This is a genomic window from bacterium, from assembly GCA_020444065.1.
GTDB lineage: Bacteria > Sumerlaeota > Sumerlaeia > SLMS01 > JAHLLQ01 > JAHLLQ01.
Map to the genome: position 1 here is coordinate 161,276 of JAHLLQ010000001.1, position 15,052 is coordinate 176,327.

The following is a 15,052-nucleotide window of genomic DNA, read 5'->3' on the forward strand; positions in this document are numbered from 1 at the left end:
TGGGAAGACTTGAATGAATAAGATCGCTTCGCTCGCCCTTGTGGCGCTCGTTTGTCTGCTGACCGTCGGGGCAAACGCACAGACACAGAACCAGAAAGTCGGATTCGTCGATGTGGAATTGATCATCGAGAACAGCCGTGCCATTGGCGCAGCCCTCGATGCCGTAGATCGCGAACTGGCAGTGATTGCACGTGAGATCGACGAAAAGCAGCGCGAGTTCCGGCGCCAGCGCTTCGATTTGGATCGGCAGGAGCGGGTGCTTGCCGAATCCGAACGCGAATCGCGTCGTGCGGACCTTTCGGCCCTGCAGGAAGAAATCGATCGCCTGCAGTTCGAGCTCGAACAGGAAATGCGCGTCCGCGAACGCCAGATCGAGCCAGTGCTTCAGAAGATCATGCAGATCGTCGCCGACGTGGCCGAGGAGCAAGGCTACGCGATGGTCCTGCGCGGCGAGGTCGTGATCTACGGCAACAAGGCCGTCGATCTGACGCCTGCCGTCATCTCCGAGGTCGACGCACGCGAAGCTGAGATTATGGAACTCTTCGGAACGGAAGTTCAGTCCGACGACGAGGAAACTTCCGGCATCCGTGAACGGGTCCCCGGGCAGCGGCCCGTGCAAACCCCAAGAGCTGAATTGCCGCTGATCCCATGAGCAAATCGAAGACGCACAAACCCCTCGCACGCCGAACGGTGGCGGAGAAGTTGACGTTTGAAGGCGCCGGCATCCACACAGGTGCGCCCTGTCGGCTGGAGATTCACCCGGCCGAGGCGAATGCGGGCATTACATTCGAGCAGGCCGGCGCGGATTGGCCATCGCTGCCTGCGACGATCGAGCACGCCGTCGCAGAGGAATGCGATCGCCGCACGGTCCTTCGCGGGCCGCAGAAGCAGTTGTTCCAGCAACTCGAGCATGTCATGGCCGCGCTGGCCGCGATGGAGATCACCGATGCCCGAGTCATCCAGAACGGCCCTGAGCCGCCTTTCCTGGATGGCGGCTCGAAGAAGTACATGAAGGGACTGACGAAGACCGGCAGCACGAAGCTCAAAGCTGAGGTCGCTCCATTCGTGATCGATAAGCCGATCGCCGTGACCGACGGGGATGCGGAACTGGTTGCCACGCCTCACGACGGCCTGCGGCTCAGTTGCTTTGTAGAATTCCCGGGCACGGTTGTGGGCTCGATGGGTTTCAGCCTGGAGATCACGCCGGAGAGCTTCCTGAAGGAAGCCGCCCCGGCTCGGACATTTGCGTTGGAGCGCGACATCGAGGGTCTGAAGCAAGCCGGGCTTGCCAAAGGCGGAAACCTGGATAACGCTGTCGTCTTCAACGGCGAACGGTATTTGAACGACCGGCTGAACTTCCCGGACGAGGTCGTTCGCCATAAAGTGATCGATTTGCTGGGCGATCTGGCATTGATCGGCCGGCCCCTTCGGGGGCACTTTTGGGCCTGGCGCGCCGGACACCGCAGCCATATTCGATTTGCGCAAGCGCTTGCAAAGGAGCTGAATCGTGACGCTTGATCCTGCCTTCACCCCGCCATTCGGGGTAGAAGTCATCCAGAAGATTATCCCGCATCGCTATCCTTTCCTTCTCGTAGATCGCATCACCGACATGGGCGAGGACTACATCGCGGGGATCAAGAATTTGACCGCCAATGAGGCGCTCTTCACGGGGCACTTCCCTGCGCACGCAGTTTTTCCCGGCGTCCTTCAGATTGAAACGATGGCCCAGGTCGGCGCGTGCTGGATTCTGTCGCGCGAAGAGAACCGCGGCAAGATCGCCTACCTGATGAGCGTCGAGTCGGCGAAATTCCGTCGTCCCGCTGAACCGGGCGACCAGTTGAAGGTTTGGGGCAAGATCACAAATCTGAAGTCGCGGACGGGGAAGTTCATCAGCCACATCAAGGTGGACGAGAAAGTCATCTGCGAGTGCACGCTGATGTTCGCGTTCCAGAAACAGAACAACGACGCTAACGGTAGTTGAGGATAGCAAAGAAAATCGTGGCTCTCACTTCGAATACATCACCGGAACCGATGCCCCAGCGAATCGGCCTGATCGCCGGCCAGGGTGACTTTCCGCTGCTCCTGGCCCAGGGCGCACGTGGTTCAGGCGTGGAAGTCATTGCGATCGGCATTCACGGTCTGGCAAGCGATCGGCTCCAGGCCCATGCATCCCACGTCTATACGCTCAAGCTGACGGAGCTTTCGCGTCTCTTTGAAGTTTGCCGCGAGCACGACATCCGCCACCTGATCATGGCCGGCCGTGTGCCGCACAAGGTGCTGCTGCGACAGATCAGTCTGGATCCCCGCATCTTCAAGATCATTGGCAATCTCCGGAACAAGAAGGCTGACTCGCTGCTGCGTGCGGCTACCGAGGAAATCGAGAAGGAAGGCATCCAGGTATTGGACTCGACGATGTTCCTCAAGTCCTGCATGCCCGAGCCGGGGATATTGACAAAGAATGAGCCGCTGACCGATGAAGTCCGGCGCGATATCGAGTTTGGCTATCCGATCGCAAAGGAAATCGCTCGCCTCGACATCGGCCAGACGATCGCCGTCAAGAATCAGATCGTTGTGGCCGTTGAGGGAATCGAAGGCACGGACGAGTTGATCAAACGCGCCGGTGAACTGGGCGGCCCGGGCATCGTCATCGTCAAGGTCTCGAAGCCTCGCCAGGATATGCGTTTCGATGTGCCGGTCATTGGCATCACAACGATCAACAACCTGGCCCACGTGAAAGCGGCGGCACTGTGTGTGACGGCCGGCAAGTCTCTCTTCTTCGATCGCGCGCTGGCCGTGGCCCAAGCCGAGAAGAACGGCATTTCCATCTACGCCCATGATGAAGACGCCGATCGTGAAACTGTCTTCTAACGGCAACTGCGAGCCTGTCTGAATGACGACAAAAAAAACGGAAGAAGCCACCACCCTCGAAGCACGCCTCACACGAGCACGCGATCGTCTTGCTCAGCAGCACGGGCATCGCTCCGGTAAAGAAGTCGTCCGCCGCTACAGCGAAGACATCGATCGACTGATCCAGACACACATCAACGACCTGATCCGTCAGAATCCCGAGTTCAAGGAAGTGACGGAACGGTGCGTATTGATCGCGACCGGCGGATATGGCCGCCGCGAACTCAATCTGCACTCCGACATCGATTTGCTGTTCCTCTTCCGTGAAGAGCCCACCGAGGTTTGCGAGGAGTTCATCCGCGCATTCCTGTATCCGATGTGGAATCTGAAGATCGATCTCGGGTACGGGATCAAGACGCTGGAGCAGGCCTACGGCGAGATTTGCTCGGATCTCGACTTCACAACCTCGATGACGGGCATTCATCCAATCTGGGGCAACGAGGAGATTGCGCAGCAGTTACAGGACCATTTGCGAATCGAGACCGTGACACGAAAGTCATCCAAGGTCATGGATCAGATCCTCAGTCGGATGTACGGCCGACATCTGAAGCATTCGGACACGCTGCTGCTTCTCGAGCCGAACATCAAGGATGCACGGGGCGGGTTGCGGGATTTCCACGTGATCCTCTGGGCGGCGTTCTGCCATTTCGGCCAGGGAACTCTCTCGATTCTGACGAACAAGGGATTGCTGACTACGCGCGAGGAACGATCCCTGCGCCGAGCCCATTCCTTCCTGCTGGAATTGCGCAATGGATTGCACTTGATGGAAGGACGCAAGACCGACGCGCTGAACTTCGAGCGCCAGATGAAGCTGGCCCCCGAGTTGGGGCACGATCTGAAGGCACACGTTCTTCCGGAAGAGCAGTTGATGCGCTCGTACTACGAGCATGTCGGCGCGATCGATCGGTTGTTGGGCCGACTGCTCAAGCGCCTGTCGAGCGAAGAGTCACAGTCTGAAGCCGGACGTGCCGGCAGACTCCGTCGCCGCCGCATCGAAGGCGAGTTCTGGACGCGCGACAACCTGGTGTGGGTCGATCCGCGCGAAGTAAACACCGTGGTCCGCAATCCGGACTGGATGATGCACCTTTTCACGGTCTGCGCCCAACGCGGGTTGCTCGTGGATGATTTCACCCTGAATCTCGTCGAGCAGCATCTGCATGAGATCGATGAAGCCTATCGTCGCTCGCCGCTGAATCGCGATCGCTTCCTTGGGATTCTGCGCAACCCGAAGCAATGCATCGCGACTCTGAGGCAGATGCATGCGTGCCGGTTCCTCGACACATACCTGCCGGAATTCGCACTCGTCCGTAACTTGCCTCGCATCGACTACTACCACCAGTTCACCGTCGACGAGCACCTGCTTCGCTCGGTTGAGTGTGCCGGCCAATTGGTCGACCATGAAAACGGCTTCTATCGAAGCCACGCTGGCAGCGTCGCGCGCGACCTGCTGCGCTGGGATCTACTTGTCTTTGCGCTGCTCTTTCACGATGTCGGCAAGGGCGAAGGCCGCGGTCACGTTATCCGCGGATCGCACATGATCCAGCGCATTGCCGAACGTTTGAGCATGACGAAGAAAGAGACTGAGATTCTCTACCAACTCGTGCTTAATCATCAGCGCATGAGCTTCATGGCGCTTCGGCGAAATCCGGAAGATCCAAAGGTCCCCGAAGAGCTGGCTAAAGACATCAGCGATCCCGAACTGCTGCGAATGCTGTATGTCCTGACCTGTTGCGATCTACGTTCCGTCTCCGAGCAATCGTGGAATGACTGGCGGGGATCACTACTGTCCTCGTTGTTCGAGCGCGCGATGGACTTCCTGCGCGGCGAAGGCGAGAAGATCCGTCGATCCGCGCCGTCGCATCGCTCTGTGACCGAGAAGGTGATGAAGGAAGTTCAGGAGAATCCTGCTACCGGCGAGGAAGGTTCTCGCGAATTGCGGCGGGAGGAAGTTGAGGAGTTCTTGCGCGACATGCCAAGTCGCTATCGCCGCTCCACTCCGCCGCAACTCGTCGCTCGCCACGTTCGCATGACGCAGCGCCTGAATGAGCAGGAACTCGTCACCTGGGAATTGGAACAGGCGCCCGGCAGCAGCTATGCAATTCTGCACTGCGTGGCATCGGACAACCCCGGCCTTTTCTGCAATCTCTGCGGCGCACTGGCATCGCGCGGTTTCAACATCCTGTCCGCGCAGATCTACACGGCAAAGAACGGCGTCTGCGTCGACGTGTTCCAGATCCAGGATGCCGATCGTCAGCCTCCCAGCGACATCGGTGCCCTTGAGCGCTTGCGCGTTAAACTGAACCAGGTCCTCCTCGGCGAACGCCCGGGGAAGTGGAAGGATCTTCTCCCCCGCCGGGCACAGCCGATTTCCGCGGCGCGACTCGATCAGTTCCCGCCGTCCGTCTCCATCTCGAACGACGATTCGACGGAGAACTACACGGTCCTCGAGGTTAAGGCACCCGATCGCCCTGGGCTCCTGTACGATATCACATCGCTGTTGGATCAGCATCGCCTGAACATCCACCTGGCCCTGATCGCGACGGAAAGCTACCAGGGCGTCGACGTGTTCTACATCACCGACTGGGAAAACAACCGCCTCGAAAAGGACGCGAAGACGGAAGCGTTCCGCGAGGAGTTGCTTGAGGTCGTTTCTCCCGACAGCACCATCGGAGCCGAAGAAGAGAGCGCGTCGTGAAGACCTTGCGGTTGAGCACGAGCACAGCCGATCTGAGCCGTGCGGCCGAGCTACTTCGTGGTGGTCGCCTCGTGGCGTTCCCGACCGAGACGGTTTACGGGCTCGGCGCCGATGCGACAAACGATGAAGCTGTGCGATCGATCTACGCCGCAAAGGGACGCCCCTCCCACAATCCGACAATCATCCACGTCAACCACAGCTCCGCTGCTCAACGATTTGCGGCAGCCTGGCCCGATGCGGCCGAACGGCTAACCGAGAGGTTCTGGCCGGGCCCGCTGACGATTGTTGTGCCTGCCGGGCCGGATCTCTCCTCAGCGGCACTGGCCGGAGGAAAGACTGCTGGATTCCGTGCACCGAATCATCCCGCCGCGCTGGAGTTGCTCGCGCAGTGCGGGCGGCCGATCGCGGCACCAAGCGCGAATGTCAGCGGACACCTCTCCCCCGTCGACGTTGATCATGTGATCCACGATCTCGATGGACGCATCGATGCCGTGATCGCCGGTGGCCCCTGTCGGATCGGTATCGAATCGACTGTCATTGACTTGTCACAAGATGAGCCGCGAATTCTCCGCCCCGGTATGATCGATCGTGCCGCATTGGAATCGGCGCTCGGCACTGCCGTCGCAGAGGGCGTTGCCGATCAACAGTCCGAGCTACGATCGCCTGGCCTTCTGACGAAGCACTACGCCCCTCGCATTCCACTGCACATCAAGTCGCGGGACGAGATGCTGACTGCTGCGACGGAAGTCTCTCGTGTCTTCCTTGACTCCGTCCCCACTTTTTCGGGAGATCATTCACTGGTCGGGATTCTGCCTGCAGATCCGGCCCGATTCGCGTCCTCTCTTTATCGTGTCCTGTGGGAATGCCAGGCCAGCGGTGCGCACGAGATCTGGCTTGAGCGACCTCCAGTGACAGACGACTGGACCGCCATCCACGATCGCCTTCGCCGCGCCAGCGCAACCGACTAAAAAGAAAGCCGCTCCACCGGAGGGGATCGCCGATGGAGCAGCTTAGTGGGTCCTGCCCAGCTCAGTCAGGTGTTGCGAATCAGTTGACTGTTGCCGTCAGACTGATACTCGAGGCGTTGTAGCCGTAAACCGAGATGTAGTACATCGTGCCCGGGACAAGCGACGGGCTGCTGCTGCTGTTTACCGTCACCGTCTCAGCGGAGCCCCACTTGTAGGGACGGAAGTCCCAGGAACTCGACGTTGGCTGGCTGCCCTGCTTCACGTACAGGTCGCCGTCACCGGTGCCGCTCATCACGACCGACAGTTGGCCGGAGCCGGAGGGCACGAAGATCGAGTAGTGCACCCACTCGTGGTACGCGATCGAAGCGGAGACCGTCTGGCCACTGGTCAGCGAGCCGGAAGGAGTCGGTTCGGGCGTTGCCGTGGCGGTCGGGGTCGGCGTTGGCGTAGAGCTGCCGCTCGTCGTGACCGATGCGGTCAGGTTGTAGGACGAGGCCGAAGAGCTGTAGCCGCACACCGAGATGTAGTAAGTCGTGCCGGGAACAAGCGCGGGGCTTGAGCTGCCGCTGACCGTAACGGACTCACTGGAGCCGCTCAGGTAGGGACGGAAGTCCCAGGAGCTCGAGGTCGGCTGGCTGCCCTGCTTGATGTACAGGTCGGCGTCGTTTGTGCCGGTCATCACAACCTGCAACTGCGTAGCATTCGAAGGAACGAAGAGAGTGTAGTGATCCCAAGCGTTCTTGTTCACGCTACCGCTCACGTTCAGGTCGCCACTTGAGGGCGTCGGGCTCGGAGACGGGCTCGGGCTGGCCGTGGGGCTCGGGCTTGGAGACGGGGACGGAGAAGGCGTCGGCGTCGGGCTCGGGGACGGCGAGGGGCTGGGGCTCGGGGAAGGCGTCGGGCTTGGAGTCGGGCTCGGCGTCGGCGAGGACGTCGTGATCGTCGGCGTCAGGTTGTAGGACGACGTCGAGGAGCTATAGCCGCGCACCGAAACGTAATAGGTCGTTCCGGGAACCAGGGCCGGGCTGGAGCCGCTGTTGACCGTCACCGTCTCGCTGGAGCCGTTGACGTACGGACGGAAGTCCCAGGAGCTCGTCGTCGGCTCGCTGCCCTGCTTGATGTAAAGGTCGGCGTCGTTCGTGCCGGTCATGACGACCTGGAGTTGAGAGGCATTGGACGGAACGGAGATCGTGTAGTGATCCCACGCGCCCTGAGCGACACTGCCGCTAACCGTCACGCCGCTGCTGAGCACGTTGCTCGAGGGCGTCGGTGTCGGGCTGGCAGTCGCTGTGGCCGTGGCCGTCGGTGTCGGATTGCTGCCGCCGTCAACCCAACCGCTGAGTTCCGAGGCGATCCAGCAGCGCATACGGCCGGCCTGCTGCGGCGTGAACTCCGAATAGCAAGCGTCGTCGGCGTAACCCATATAGTTTTCCGGAGCGGTGGCGCCCCAGGAAGTCCCACTGCACGAATCCGTCCCCCCAGGAGGAGCGCAGTTGTAATTCACCGGCGTCGGCGGCGTGTCGGAACAGAAGTCACCCGTCGTGTCGCCGTTCACGCCATCGGCGCGTTCCCAGCATGCGGAGCAGGAAGTGACTTCCGTCACACCATGATGGGTGTGCCAAAGACCAAAGCAGTGACCGATCTCGTGGGTCGCTGTCTTCTGGCCGGAGCCAAAGTAGTTGTCATCGACAATCAAGCCGCCGCCGTTGCTCGTGGCGTCCGCTTCCCAAGCGAACGTGCCAACGCCCAGGTAGCCGGACTGGATATTCACGACGTAGACGTTCAACTGCGTCCCGGGGCTGTCGGCATACGCGTTCTTCATCGCTGACTCTTCGGAGTCGGCGAAATCGCGATACAGCGAGTCGTCGATAAATTCGTAAGTGTAGGTGAACTGAATGCCGCTGGGGCCGTAGTCGTTATTCAACTGGGAGACCTGGGCAGCGATATCCGACGTCGTGGCTGTGGCGCCCGATCCATTGGATCTGCGGAACACGTTGAACTTCAGCCGGACGACCTGAATCGGATCGCCGGAACCCGGGACGTAACCGTCACGCGTCGAGGGCGTATCGCAGGGGCCTTCCGTCGCGCATGCGCGGGAGGAGTAATAGAAGGGATTGTCGAGGGCGAACTTGACTTCCGTCTGGCACCAATCGGTCCCGTTATCACGGGCGATCTTTTTCGAGTCCTGGGGACGAGCGAGCATTTCCTGCACCCATGCCGGGCTTCCTTCATGGTCGTGCTGGATGACACTCGGACCAGCGAGATCGAGATCGGCGGCCTGGCTGGGAGCCGAGACGAATCCCAGGGCTGCGGCAAGAGCCGAGAGGGCGGCAACGCGCCCCATGCGAATTGTTCGGGGGAAGATCATATACTGCGGGCCTCCTTGGGGGGTGGTTCCGGAAACATCGGCCGAAGACGAGCGAGAATCGGAATAAGATGGTGTATGTGCTCCAAGCTCGGTCGGATGTCAAGACGCAAAATACGAATTTTTAACTTTTTTTCCACCCAAACCGCTCCAAATCAGCATATGGCAGAATGAGAAAGGACCCAAAGTCTTGTTTATCAATAATCTAGATTGGATTTACTTCTTCGCATTTTTTTGAACCTTAGACAAGACGAAGCATCCCATCCGCATTTGGGAATGCATGTTTAGCACGGAATATCCGGAAAATTTTTCAGACAGCGATCTTTTGTTCAATATTTCGAACAGTCTAATTCTCGGCGTAAAATTCATCCCACCAGCAAATTCAACGTCCTGGCACACAAAGATCCGTGTGGCTTTGGAACCACACTTCTCTTGCCCCAATGCGGTTCTTCTGAAAAACTCACGCCGTTCAGATGAACTCAAAATGCGTCACGCTGGAGGATTGCGCTCCAGCGCGTCATTTCCTTATGTGAGGAGAGGGAAGATGGTGAAGAAATTCGCAGCAGGTATCCTGTGCGTGGCAGCCGCTGCAACGCTCAGCGCTCAGCCCTACGGCTGGATGATGGGATCTACGGCGGATACTCCAAAGACAGGCAACAGGCTGGTGGTCGTCGACCTGAAGACGCAGAGCGTTGTGGGCCCGGCGAGCGGTTGGCAATACACCAACCACAGCGCCGGCGCAGACCCTACGGCGCCTTCCTTCAGCCCCAACGGAGACGTCGCATACGTCATCGTCGGCGGGGACGGAAACGCCAGCCTGCCGACAGGCTACATGTATTTGTACGACACGGACGACGTGATCACGAAGCTCGGAAACAGTCAGACGCCCGATGCGCCATTCCAGACACTCAGCTATCCCTCTTCGGACGAAGACGCTGTCGAACCAGTTGGTGTCACTGTGGCTGAGCAGGGCGATCGCGTTTATGTCATGGAGGGCAAAGAACAGAACCTGTTCGTCTATGATGTGCAGCCCGATCGCACCCTGACACAGGTCACAGTCATCGATACAGGCAGCGGCCCCGGTCCCTTCTGGCTGACCGAAAGCGGCGACTACGGCTACTTCGTGAACTTTGAAGACTTCACGGTCAAAGCGGTCAATTGTCGGGCGAATCCGCCGGCGGTGACGCACACAATCAACGTTCCCCCACCGACGCAGAACGATTCAGCCAGCCAGCCTGGTACGTTCTGTTCGTTCCCCTACCCTGACGGAACCAGCATGACGCTGCTGCCTCCCCCGGGAATTGCGCCGACCGATTCATCCAAGTTGCTGATCTACTCGGGCTATTACGGATTCCAAACGTACACAACGATTCCGTTCCCGATGTACATCCTGATCAATGATGCTTACCGGGTCTACTCGCTGGACACGGCAACGAACACGCTGGACAATTCTGGAAGTGCTATTATCAGCGTGAATCCGAGCAGTTCCGAGATTACTTTCCCCCCGACTCTTCTCTCGTTCGAAGATTCCAACGGCGACACCATCACGCACACTGCCGGCTCGCTTGTTGTCGGCACGAACGGGGCCCAGCAACACCTCTCGTTCCCGGCGCAAGACCTGATGCCGATCTTCGGACTGCGGCCACAGGGTGAAGATGCTCTCTTCATTGGTTCCATCCCCGCCGCGAATGCCCTGGATCTTGCCGGCGGAACCTACACCCCGGTCCGCAATACATCCATGGTTCTGAAGTATCAGCCTCCCTCCAGTCGATCCGCACTCGTTGCCACCACAAATGAGTACGACGTCGATCGGAACATGACGATCCCACTCGGCTTCTATAATGGGAAGCTCGTCTTCGGCGCGACGGATGCCTATGGCTTGAAGGGCCTCCCGGTTCCGTCCGGGACACTTCGAGATACGAAGATACTTGTTTACGATCCGGTTGCCGACAGCGCGGTCGAGATCCCGACGGAGATTGTCGGCGGCGCCTATGCCGAGCAGCCCCTCCCTGGATACGATCCCACCGACACGGATGGGGACGGGTTTACCGATCAGATCGAGGAGAAGTTGGGGTCCCTCCCTGGCGATCCCAGCTCGCGACCCGACTTCGGCGATTACGATGGCGATGGTCTCGTGAATGCGTTTGATGGCATTTCCATGTACCGTGCCGCGAAGAGCAACGGCGGCACTCTCACCTACGACGAGAAGTGGGACATGGATCGCGACAACGATGTGGACTTCCTGGACGCCCAACTTCTGCTGCTTTGGTCCCACGACCGCCATCGCGTCATCCCAACCGAGTAACGCCGGACCGTTCAGATTCGAGAAACCCCAACAGGGCCGCAGCGCACAGAGCGTTGCGGCCCTTTCTGCAAACTCCGTCGGGACACTCTCGGTCCTGGTATAGAGTTTGCCCCCAATGGGGAGCTGCCCGACGGGAATCCTTGCGTCCGGCCGCCAAATGCGCACGATGGCCCATGAATGCGCCAAAACTCGAATCCGAACGACGAAAGGAAGCTGACAACATGTCACTGCTGAAATCTGTAAGCCTGGGATTACTGTTGTTAGGGCTGAGCTCTGCTCCGGCCCTGGCCCAGGACGACACCAAACCTGCCGCATCCGCCGAGGCTGCTGCTGAGACGGCAAAGACCGAAACATCCGCCGAACCGACGATGATGCCCCGCGTCAAGTTGACAACCACCCTGGGCGATATCGTGATCGAACTGGACGGCGAGAAGGCCCCGATCTCGACACAGAACTTCCTCGGCTACGTCGAGGATGGATTCTACAAGGGAACGATCTTCCACCGCGTGATGCCGGACTTCATGATCCAGGGCGGCGGCTTCAATGTCGACATGGACAAGAAGGCCAAAGAGGGCGACCACAAGCCGATTCTGAATGAGTGGGAGAACGGCCTGAAGAACAAAGAGGGCACGATCGCGATGGCTCGCCTCGGTGGCCAGGCCGACTCCGCCACGGATCAATTCTTCATCAACGTGAACGATAACGATTTCCTCGACGTGCCTCGCGATGGCGCCGGCTATGCCGTTTTTGGCAAAGTTGTCGAGGGGATGGACGTCGTGAAGAAGATCGAGAATACCCCCGTGGTGAAGCATCCGAAGTACCCCTCGCCCCAGGCCGTCACCCCGGAAACGCCGGTTGTGATTGAGGACGTGAAGCTCCTGGACAAGGTGTCCGATGGAGTTCAGGCCGCAGTCGATGCCAAGATGGCTGCTATCGAAAAAGCGAAAGAGGAGGCCGCTATGGCCCAGCAGAAAGAGCTCGAACCCGTTATCAAGAAGTACGAAGAGGAATTCGGTGGCAAGTTCCAGACGACCGATTCCGGCCTGATGTACCTGAAGGCCAAGGAAGGCACGGGCGCATCGCCCAAGCCGACCGATGAAGTCGAAGTCAACTACTGGGGCAAGTTCCTCGACGGCGAGCAATTCGACAGCTCGTACGATCGTGGGCAGTCCACGTCGTTCCCGCTGAATCGAGTAATCGCCGGCTGGACCGAAGGCGTCGGCATGATGAAAGAAGGCGGCAAGTGGATCTTCATCATCCCATCAGACCTGGCCTACGGCGACCGCGGTCGCCCCGGAATGCCGGGCGGCGCGACACTGGTCTTCCAGGTGGAACTCATCAAGGTGAAGTAATTCTTCCCAATTCAAAACGCTCATTCGATCCGCCGGGACAGCAAACAGTTGTCCCGGCGGGCGCTTTTTGGGGGGAGTGAGACTTTCCATTGCCTTTGGAACCTCATCTTGTTTTGATTATTCTTGAGTTGGCGCCGTACAGGTTGGGAAGGGGTCGCAAAGCGACCATTGAAACCCTCACTTGAAATCAGGAGGAATCATCATGGACGAAGTCACGGTCGGCAAGGCGGACGAAAAACGACTGGACCAGGTGAAAGAACAGGCCCGCGAGAAGATCAACGAACTGAAGGGCAAAGCCCAGGAAGGCTATCACAAGGCCTCCGAGCGCGTGCATGAAACCTGGGAGAAAGTGGAGGGCTCCAGCCTGAAGGACGTCGAGGATGCCGTCGGGAGTTACGTGAAAGAAAACCCCGGGAAGTGCATCGCCATTGCCGCTGCAGCCGGCGTTCTTGTGGGTGCTCTGCTCAGGGGCCGTCGAGACTGACGCTCACCCATGGATGACAACCTGCAATCCGATCAGCCTGATCCGCGGGGGACCGGGCCCGGTACGGACACATCTCAGTCCGCCGCGCCCGACCCGCCGCCGGATGATGGCGGCATGGGCGAGGTGCTCGAATACCTCGAGCGCCTGAAAGCATCCCTGTTGCCCGTCTGGGAGAATTTCCTGGGCCTCGCGAAGGCCGAGTGGCGATACCTGCGCACAATGACAGTCGAGGGGTCGCGCTATATCTTTCTGCGCGCTGCACTTACGGTCACGATGCTCGTGTTGCTTATTCTCGCCTGGGTGTTTCTGATCGTGACGATCTGGACCGTCATTGAAACCTACTGCCCGGTTCCCTGGGCGGCTCCCTTTGCCATCATGATCCTCCACCTGTTGCCGGCCTGGGGGATCAAGATCCACCTGGAGAGGACCCGACTATGAGTCTCGAAGCATCTCGTCAGGCGATCCGAGACGCCCAGGCCGAGCGACTCGTGGCGCGAAAAGCACTCAACAGCAGCCTCGAGAAGGCCGGTGGAACGGCTAAGAGCCTTGATTTCAAGGACTTCACCTGCCGCCATCCACTGACTGGATTGGGCTTGGCTGCCGGGGCGGGATTCTTGCTCTGCGTGGCCGGCGGATCCGCCATTGCACGACGCGGTCTGCGAGTCGGAAGTCGAGTGGGAATCGGGATGATCGCAAAGGCATTGGCCGAGAATCTCGGCGATGTCGCCGGTGGAGAAGCGGCCGAATAAGGCCACGCGCCGCGTTCTCGCGCTTGACCCCGAGGCTTCCGACTACCCACACTCCCGGCCGAACCCATTTCCGGTAGAAGGACTGCTTCTTGTCACCCACAGCCGCCTGCGGACTACTCCTCGCTGCCAGCACGCTGATCGGCGTCGTGGCCACTGCACTGGCCCGCGTAATCAGCCATAAGACCGGCATTCTGGACTATCCCGATGCCCGCAAGATCCACAGTAGGCCGATCGCCTACCTGGGAGGGCTGGGCATCTGCCTGACCATGCTGATCGGCGTGGCGTTGCTCGGCTGGATGAATCCGCTGTACGTGGCAGGCAACCAACAACTGATCTTCGCCTTTATCATTGGGCTTCTGGTGATCTTCCTCGTTGGACTGTGGGATGATGTGGCCGGAATGCGGCCGATTGTGAAGCTGGGCTGCCAGTTGGGCGTCGCCGCGGGCTTGTGGTTTGCCGGCGTGCGCATCGAGCGTGTCACGGTCGGATTCGGCGAGCCGCTCGGCCTGATCGCTCAGGGCAACGCGAGTCTCATCGCAGCCGTCATTCGCAGCCTGCCGAGTTTCTTGCTGACGGTAGGCTGGTTCGCGGCACTGATGAATGCCATCAACCTGATCGACGGTCTGGACGGCCTGGCGGGCGGTGTCTGTTTCATCGCCTCGCTCAGTCTCGCCGCAGTGGGATTAATGATCGCACCATTCGGACAGGGCCTGACTCTCGGGCTCGTGCTGCCGGTCGTCGCCGCGGGCGCCTGCCTTGGCTTCCTCTTCCACAACTGGCACCCGGCAAGGATCTTCCTTGGCGACAGCGGATCAATGTCGATCGGCTACATCCTGGCAGCGGCCTCGCTCGTGAGCAGCACCAAGGCCCCCGCGCTCCTGACGCTCCTGTTGCCGTTGATCGCCTTGGGACTGCCGCTGTTCGAGACGGTATTCTCCTTCACGCGGCGCATCCTGACCGGCAGCCATCCTTTCAAAGCTGACCGCCGCCATCTGCACCACCGCCTGCTGGACGTCGGGCTCAGCCAACGGCGCGTGGTTCTCGTCTTCTTGTACGTCACGTTCTTCCTGGGTATCAACTCTGTGCTGCTGGCCCAGGGACGCTCCGTCTTGCTGCTAGCGAACGTTGGGGTACTTGGGATTGGCGTCCTGATGCTCATCGAATACTTGAGCTTCATGGAGAAGCGCCGAAACGAGATGCGGTCCGGCGAAAACGTCAACGGCTGAA

The 15,052-nt window shown here is 59.6% G+C and carries 13 protein-coding genes; 12 read left to right on the forward strand and 1 reads right to left on the reverse strand.

Translation table 11 applies throughout. The annotated features are described in order from the left end of the window. The first annotated feature begins 13 nt into the window (after positions 1 to 13). From KQI84_00635 to KQI84_00660, 6 genes are read left to right on the forward strand one after another with little or no spacing between them, the layout of a single operon-like run. Positions 14 to 652: an OmpH family outer membrane protein gene (locus KQI84_00635; GenBank protein ID MCB2153365.1), complete on the forward strand. Its 639-nt coding sequence runs from the start codon at positions 14 to 16 to the stop codon at positions 650 to 652. Next, complete coding sequence (gene lpxC, locus KQI84_00640; GenBank protein MCB2153366.1) at positions 649 to 1,518, forward strand: UDP-3-O-acyl-N-acetylglucosamine deacetylase; 870 nt, start codon at positions 649 to 651, stop codon at positions 1,516 to 1,518. Before KQI84_00635 ends, lpxC begins: the two co-directional genes overlap by 4 nt. Then, complete coding sequence (fabZ, locus tag KQI84_00645) at positions 1,508 to 1,981, forward strand: 3-hydroxyacyl-ACP dehydratase FabZ (GenBank protein MCB2153367.1); 474 nt, start codon at positions 1,508 to 1,510, stop codon at positions 1,979 to 1,981. The genes lpxC and fabZ overlap by 11 nt, the downstream gene beginning before the upstream one ends. 17 nt (positions 1,982 to 1,998) lie before the next feature. After that, complete coding sequence (gene lpxI, locus KQI84_00650) at positions 1,999 to 2,868, forward strand: UDP-2,3-diacylglucosamine diphosphatase LpxI (protein MCB2153368.1); 870 nt, start codon at positions 1,999 to 2,001, stop codon at positions 2,866 to 2,868. A gap of 22 nt (positions 2,869 to 2,890) precedes the next feature. Continuing rightward, positions 2,891 to 5,602 (forward strand): [protein-PII] uridylyltransferase, encoded by a 2,712-nt coding sequence (gene glnD, locus KQI84_00655; GenBank protein MCB2153369.1) that lies wholly within the window; start codon positions 2,891 to 2,893, stop codon positions 5,600 to 5,602. After that, entirely contained in the window at positions 5,599 to 6,570 is a 972-nt protein-coding gene (locus tag KQI84_00660) for a threonylcarbamoyl-AMP synthase (GenBank protein MCB2153370.1), read from the forward strand. The genes glnD and KQI84_00660 overlap by 4 nt, the downstream gene beginning before the upstream one ends. A 79-nt stretch (positions 6,571 to 6,649) precedes the next feature. On the opposite strand, the gene KQI84_00665 is transcribed toward KQI84_00660, so the two are convergent. Further along, positions 6,650 to 8,938 (reverse strand): pre-peptidase C-terminal domain-containing protein, encoded by a 2,289-nt coding sequence (locus tag KQI84_00665; GenBank protein ID MCB2153371.1) that lies wholly within the window; start codon positions 8,936 to 8,938, stop codon positions 6,650 to 6,652. 541 nt (positions 8,939 to 9,479) lie between these two features. Between KQI84_00665 and KQI84_00670 the strand changes: the two genes are divergently transcribed. The 6 genes from KQI84_00670 (at position 9,480) to KQI84_00695 (ending at position 15,051) form a co-directional block, all read left to right on the forward strand. After that, positions 9,480 to 11,240, forward strand: a complete 1,761-nt coding sequence (locus KQI84_00670; GenBank protein MCB2153372.1) for a hypothetical protein — start codon at positions 9,480 to 9,482, stop codon at positions 11,238 to 11,240. A gap of 221 nt (positions 11,241 to 11,461) precedes the next feature. After that, the gene (locus tag KQI84_00675) at positions 11,462 to 12,592 is read left to right on the forward strand and encodes a peptidylprolyl isomerase (protein MCB2153373.1); all 1,131 of its coding nucleotides are present in this window, start codon (positions 11,462 to 11,464) and stop codon (positions 12,590 to 12,592) included. Positions 12,593 to 12,794: 202 nt separating this feature from the next. Continuing rightward, positions 12,795 to 13,076 carry a DUF883 family protein gene (locus KQI84_00680; protein MCB2153374.1) on the forward strand — a complete coding sequence of 94 codons (282 nt, stop codon included), beginning with the start codon at positions 12,795 to 12,797 and terminating at the stop codon, positions 13,074 to 13,076. A gap of 9 nt (positions 13,077 to 13,085) precedes the next feature. Next, positions 13,086 to 13,514, forward strand: a complete 429-nt coding sequence (locus tag KQI84_00685; GenBank protein MCB2153375.1) for a hypothetical protein — start codon at positions 13,086 to 13,088, stop codon at positions 13,512 to 13,514. Then, positions 13,511 to 13,825: a hypothetical protein gene (locus KQI84_00690; protein ID MCB2153376.1), complete on the forward strand. Its 315-nt coding sequence runs from the start codon at positions 13,511 to 13,513 to the stop codon at positions 13,823 to 13,825. Before KQI84_00685 ends, KQI84_00690 begins: the two co-directional genes overlap by 4 nt. Positions 13,826 to 13,914: 89 nt before the next feature. After that, a complete protein-coding gene (locus KQI84_00695; protein MCB2153377.1) occupies positions 13,915 to 15,051 on the forward strand; it encodes an undecaprenyl/decaprenyl-phosphate alpha-N-acetylglucosaminyl 1-phosphate transferase in 1,137 nt (378 codons plus the stop codon). Position 15,052: the final 1 nt, after the last annotated feature.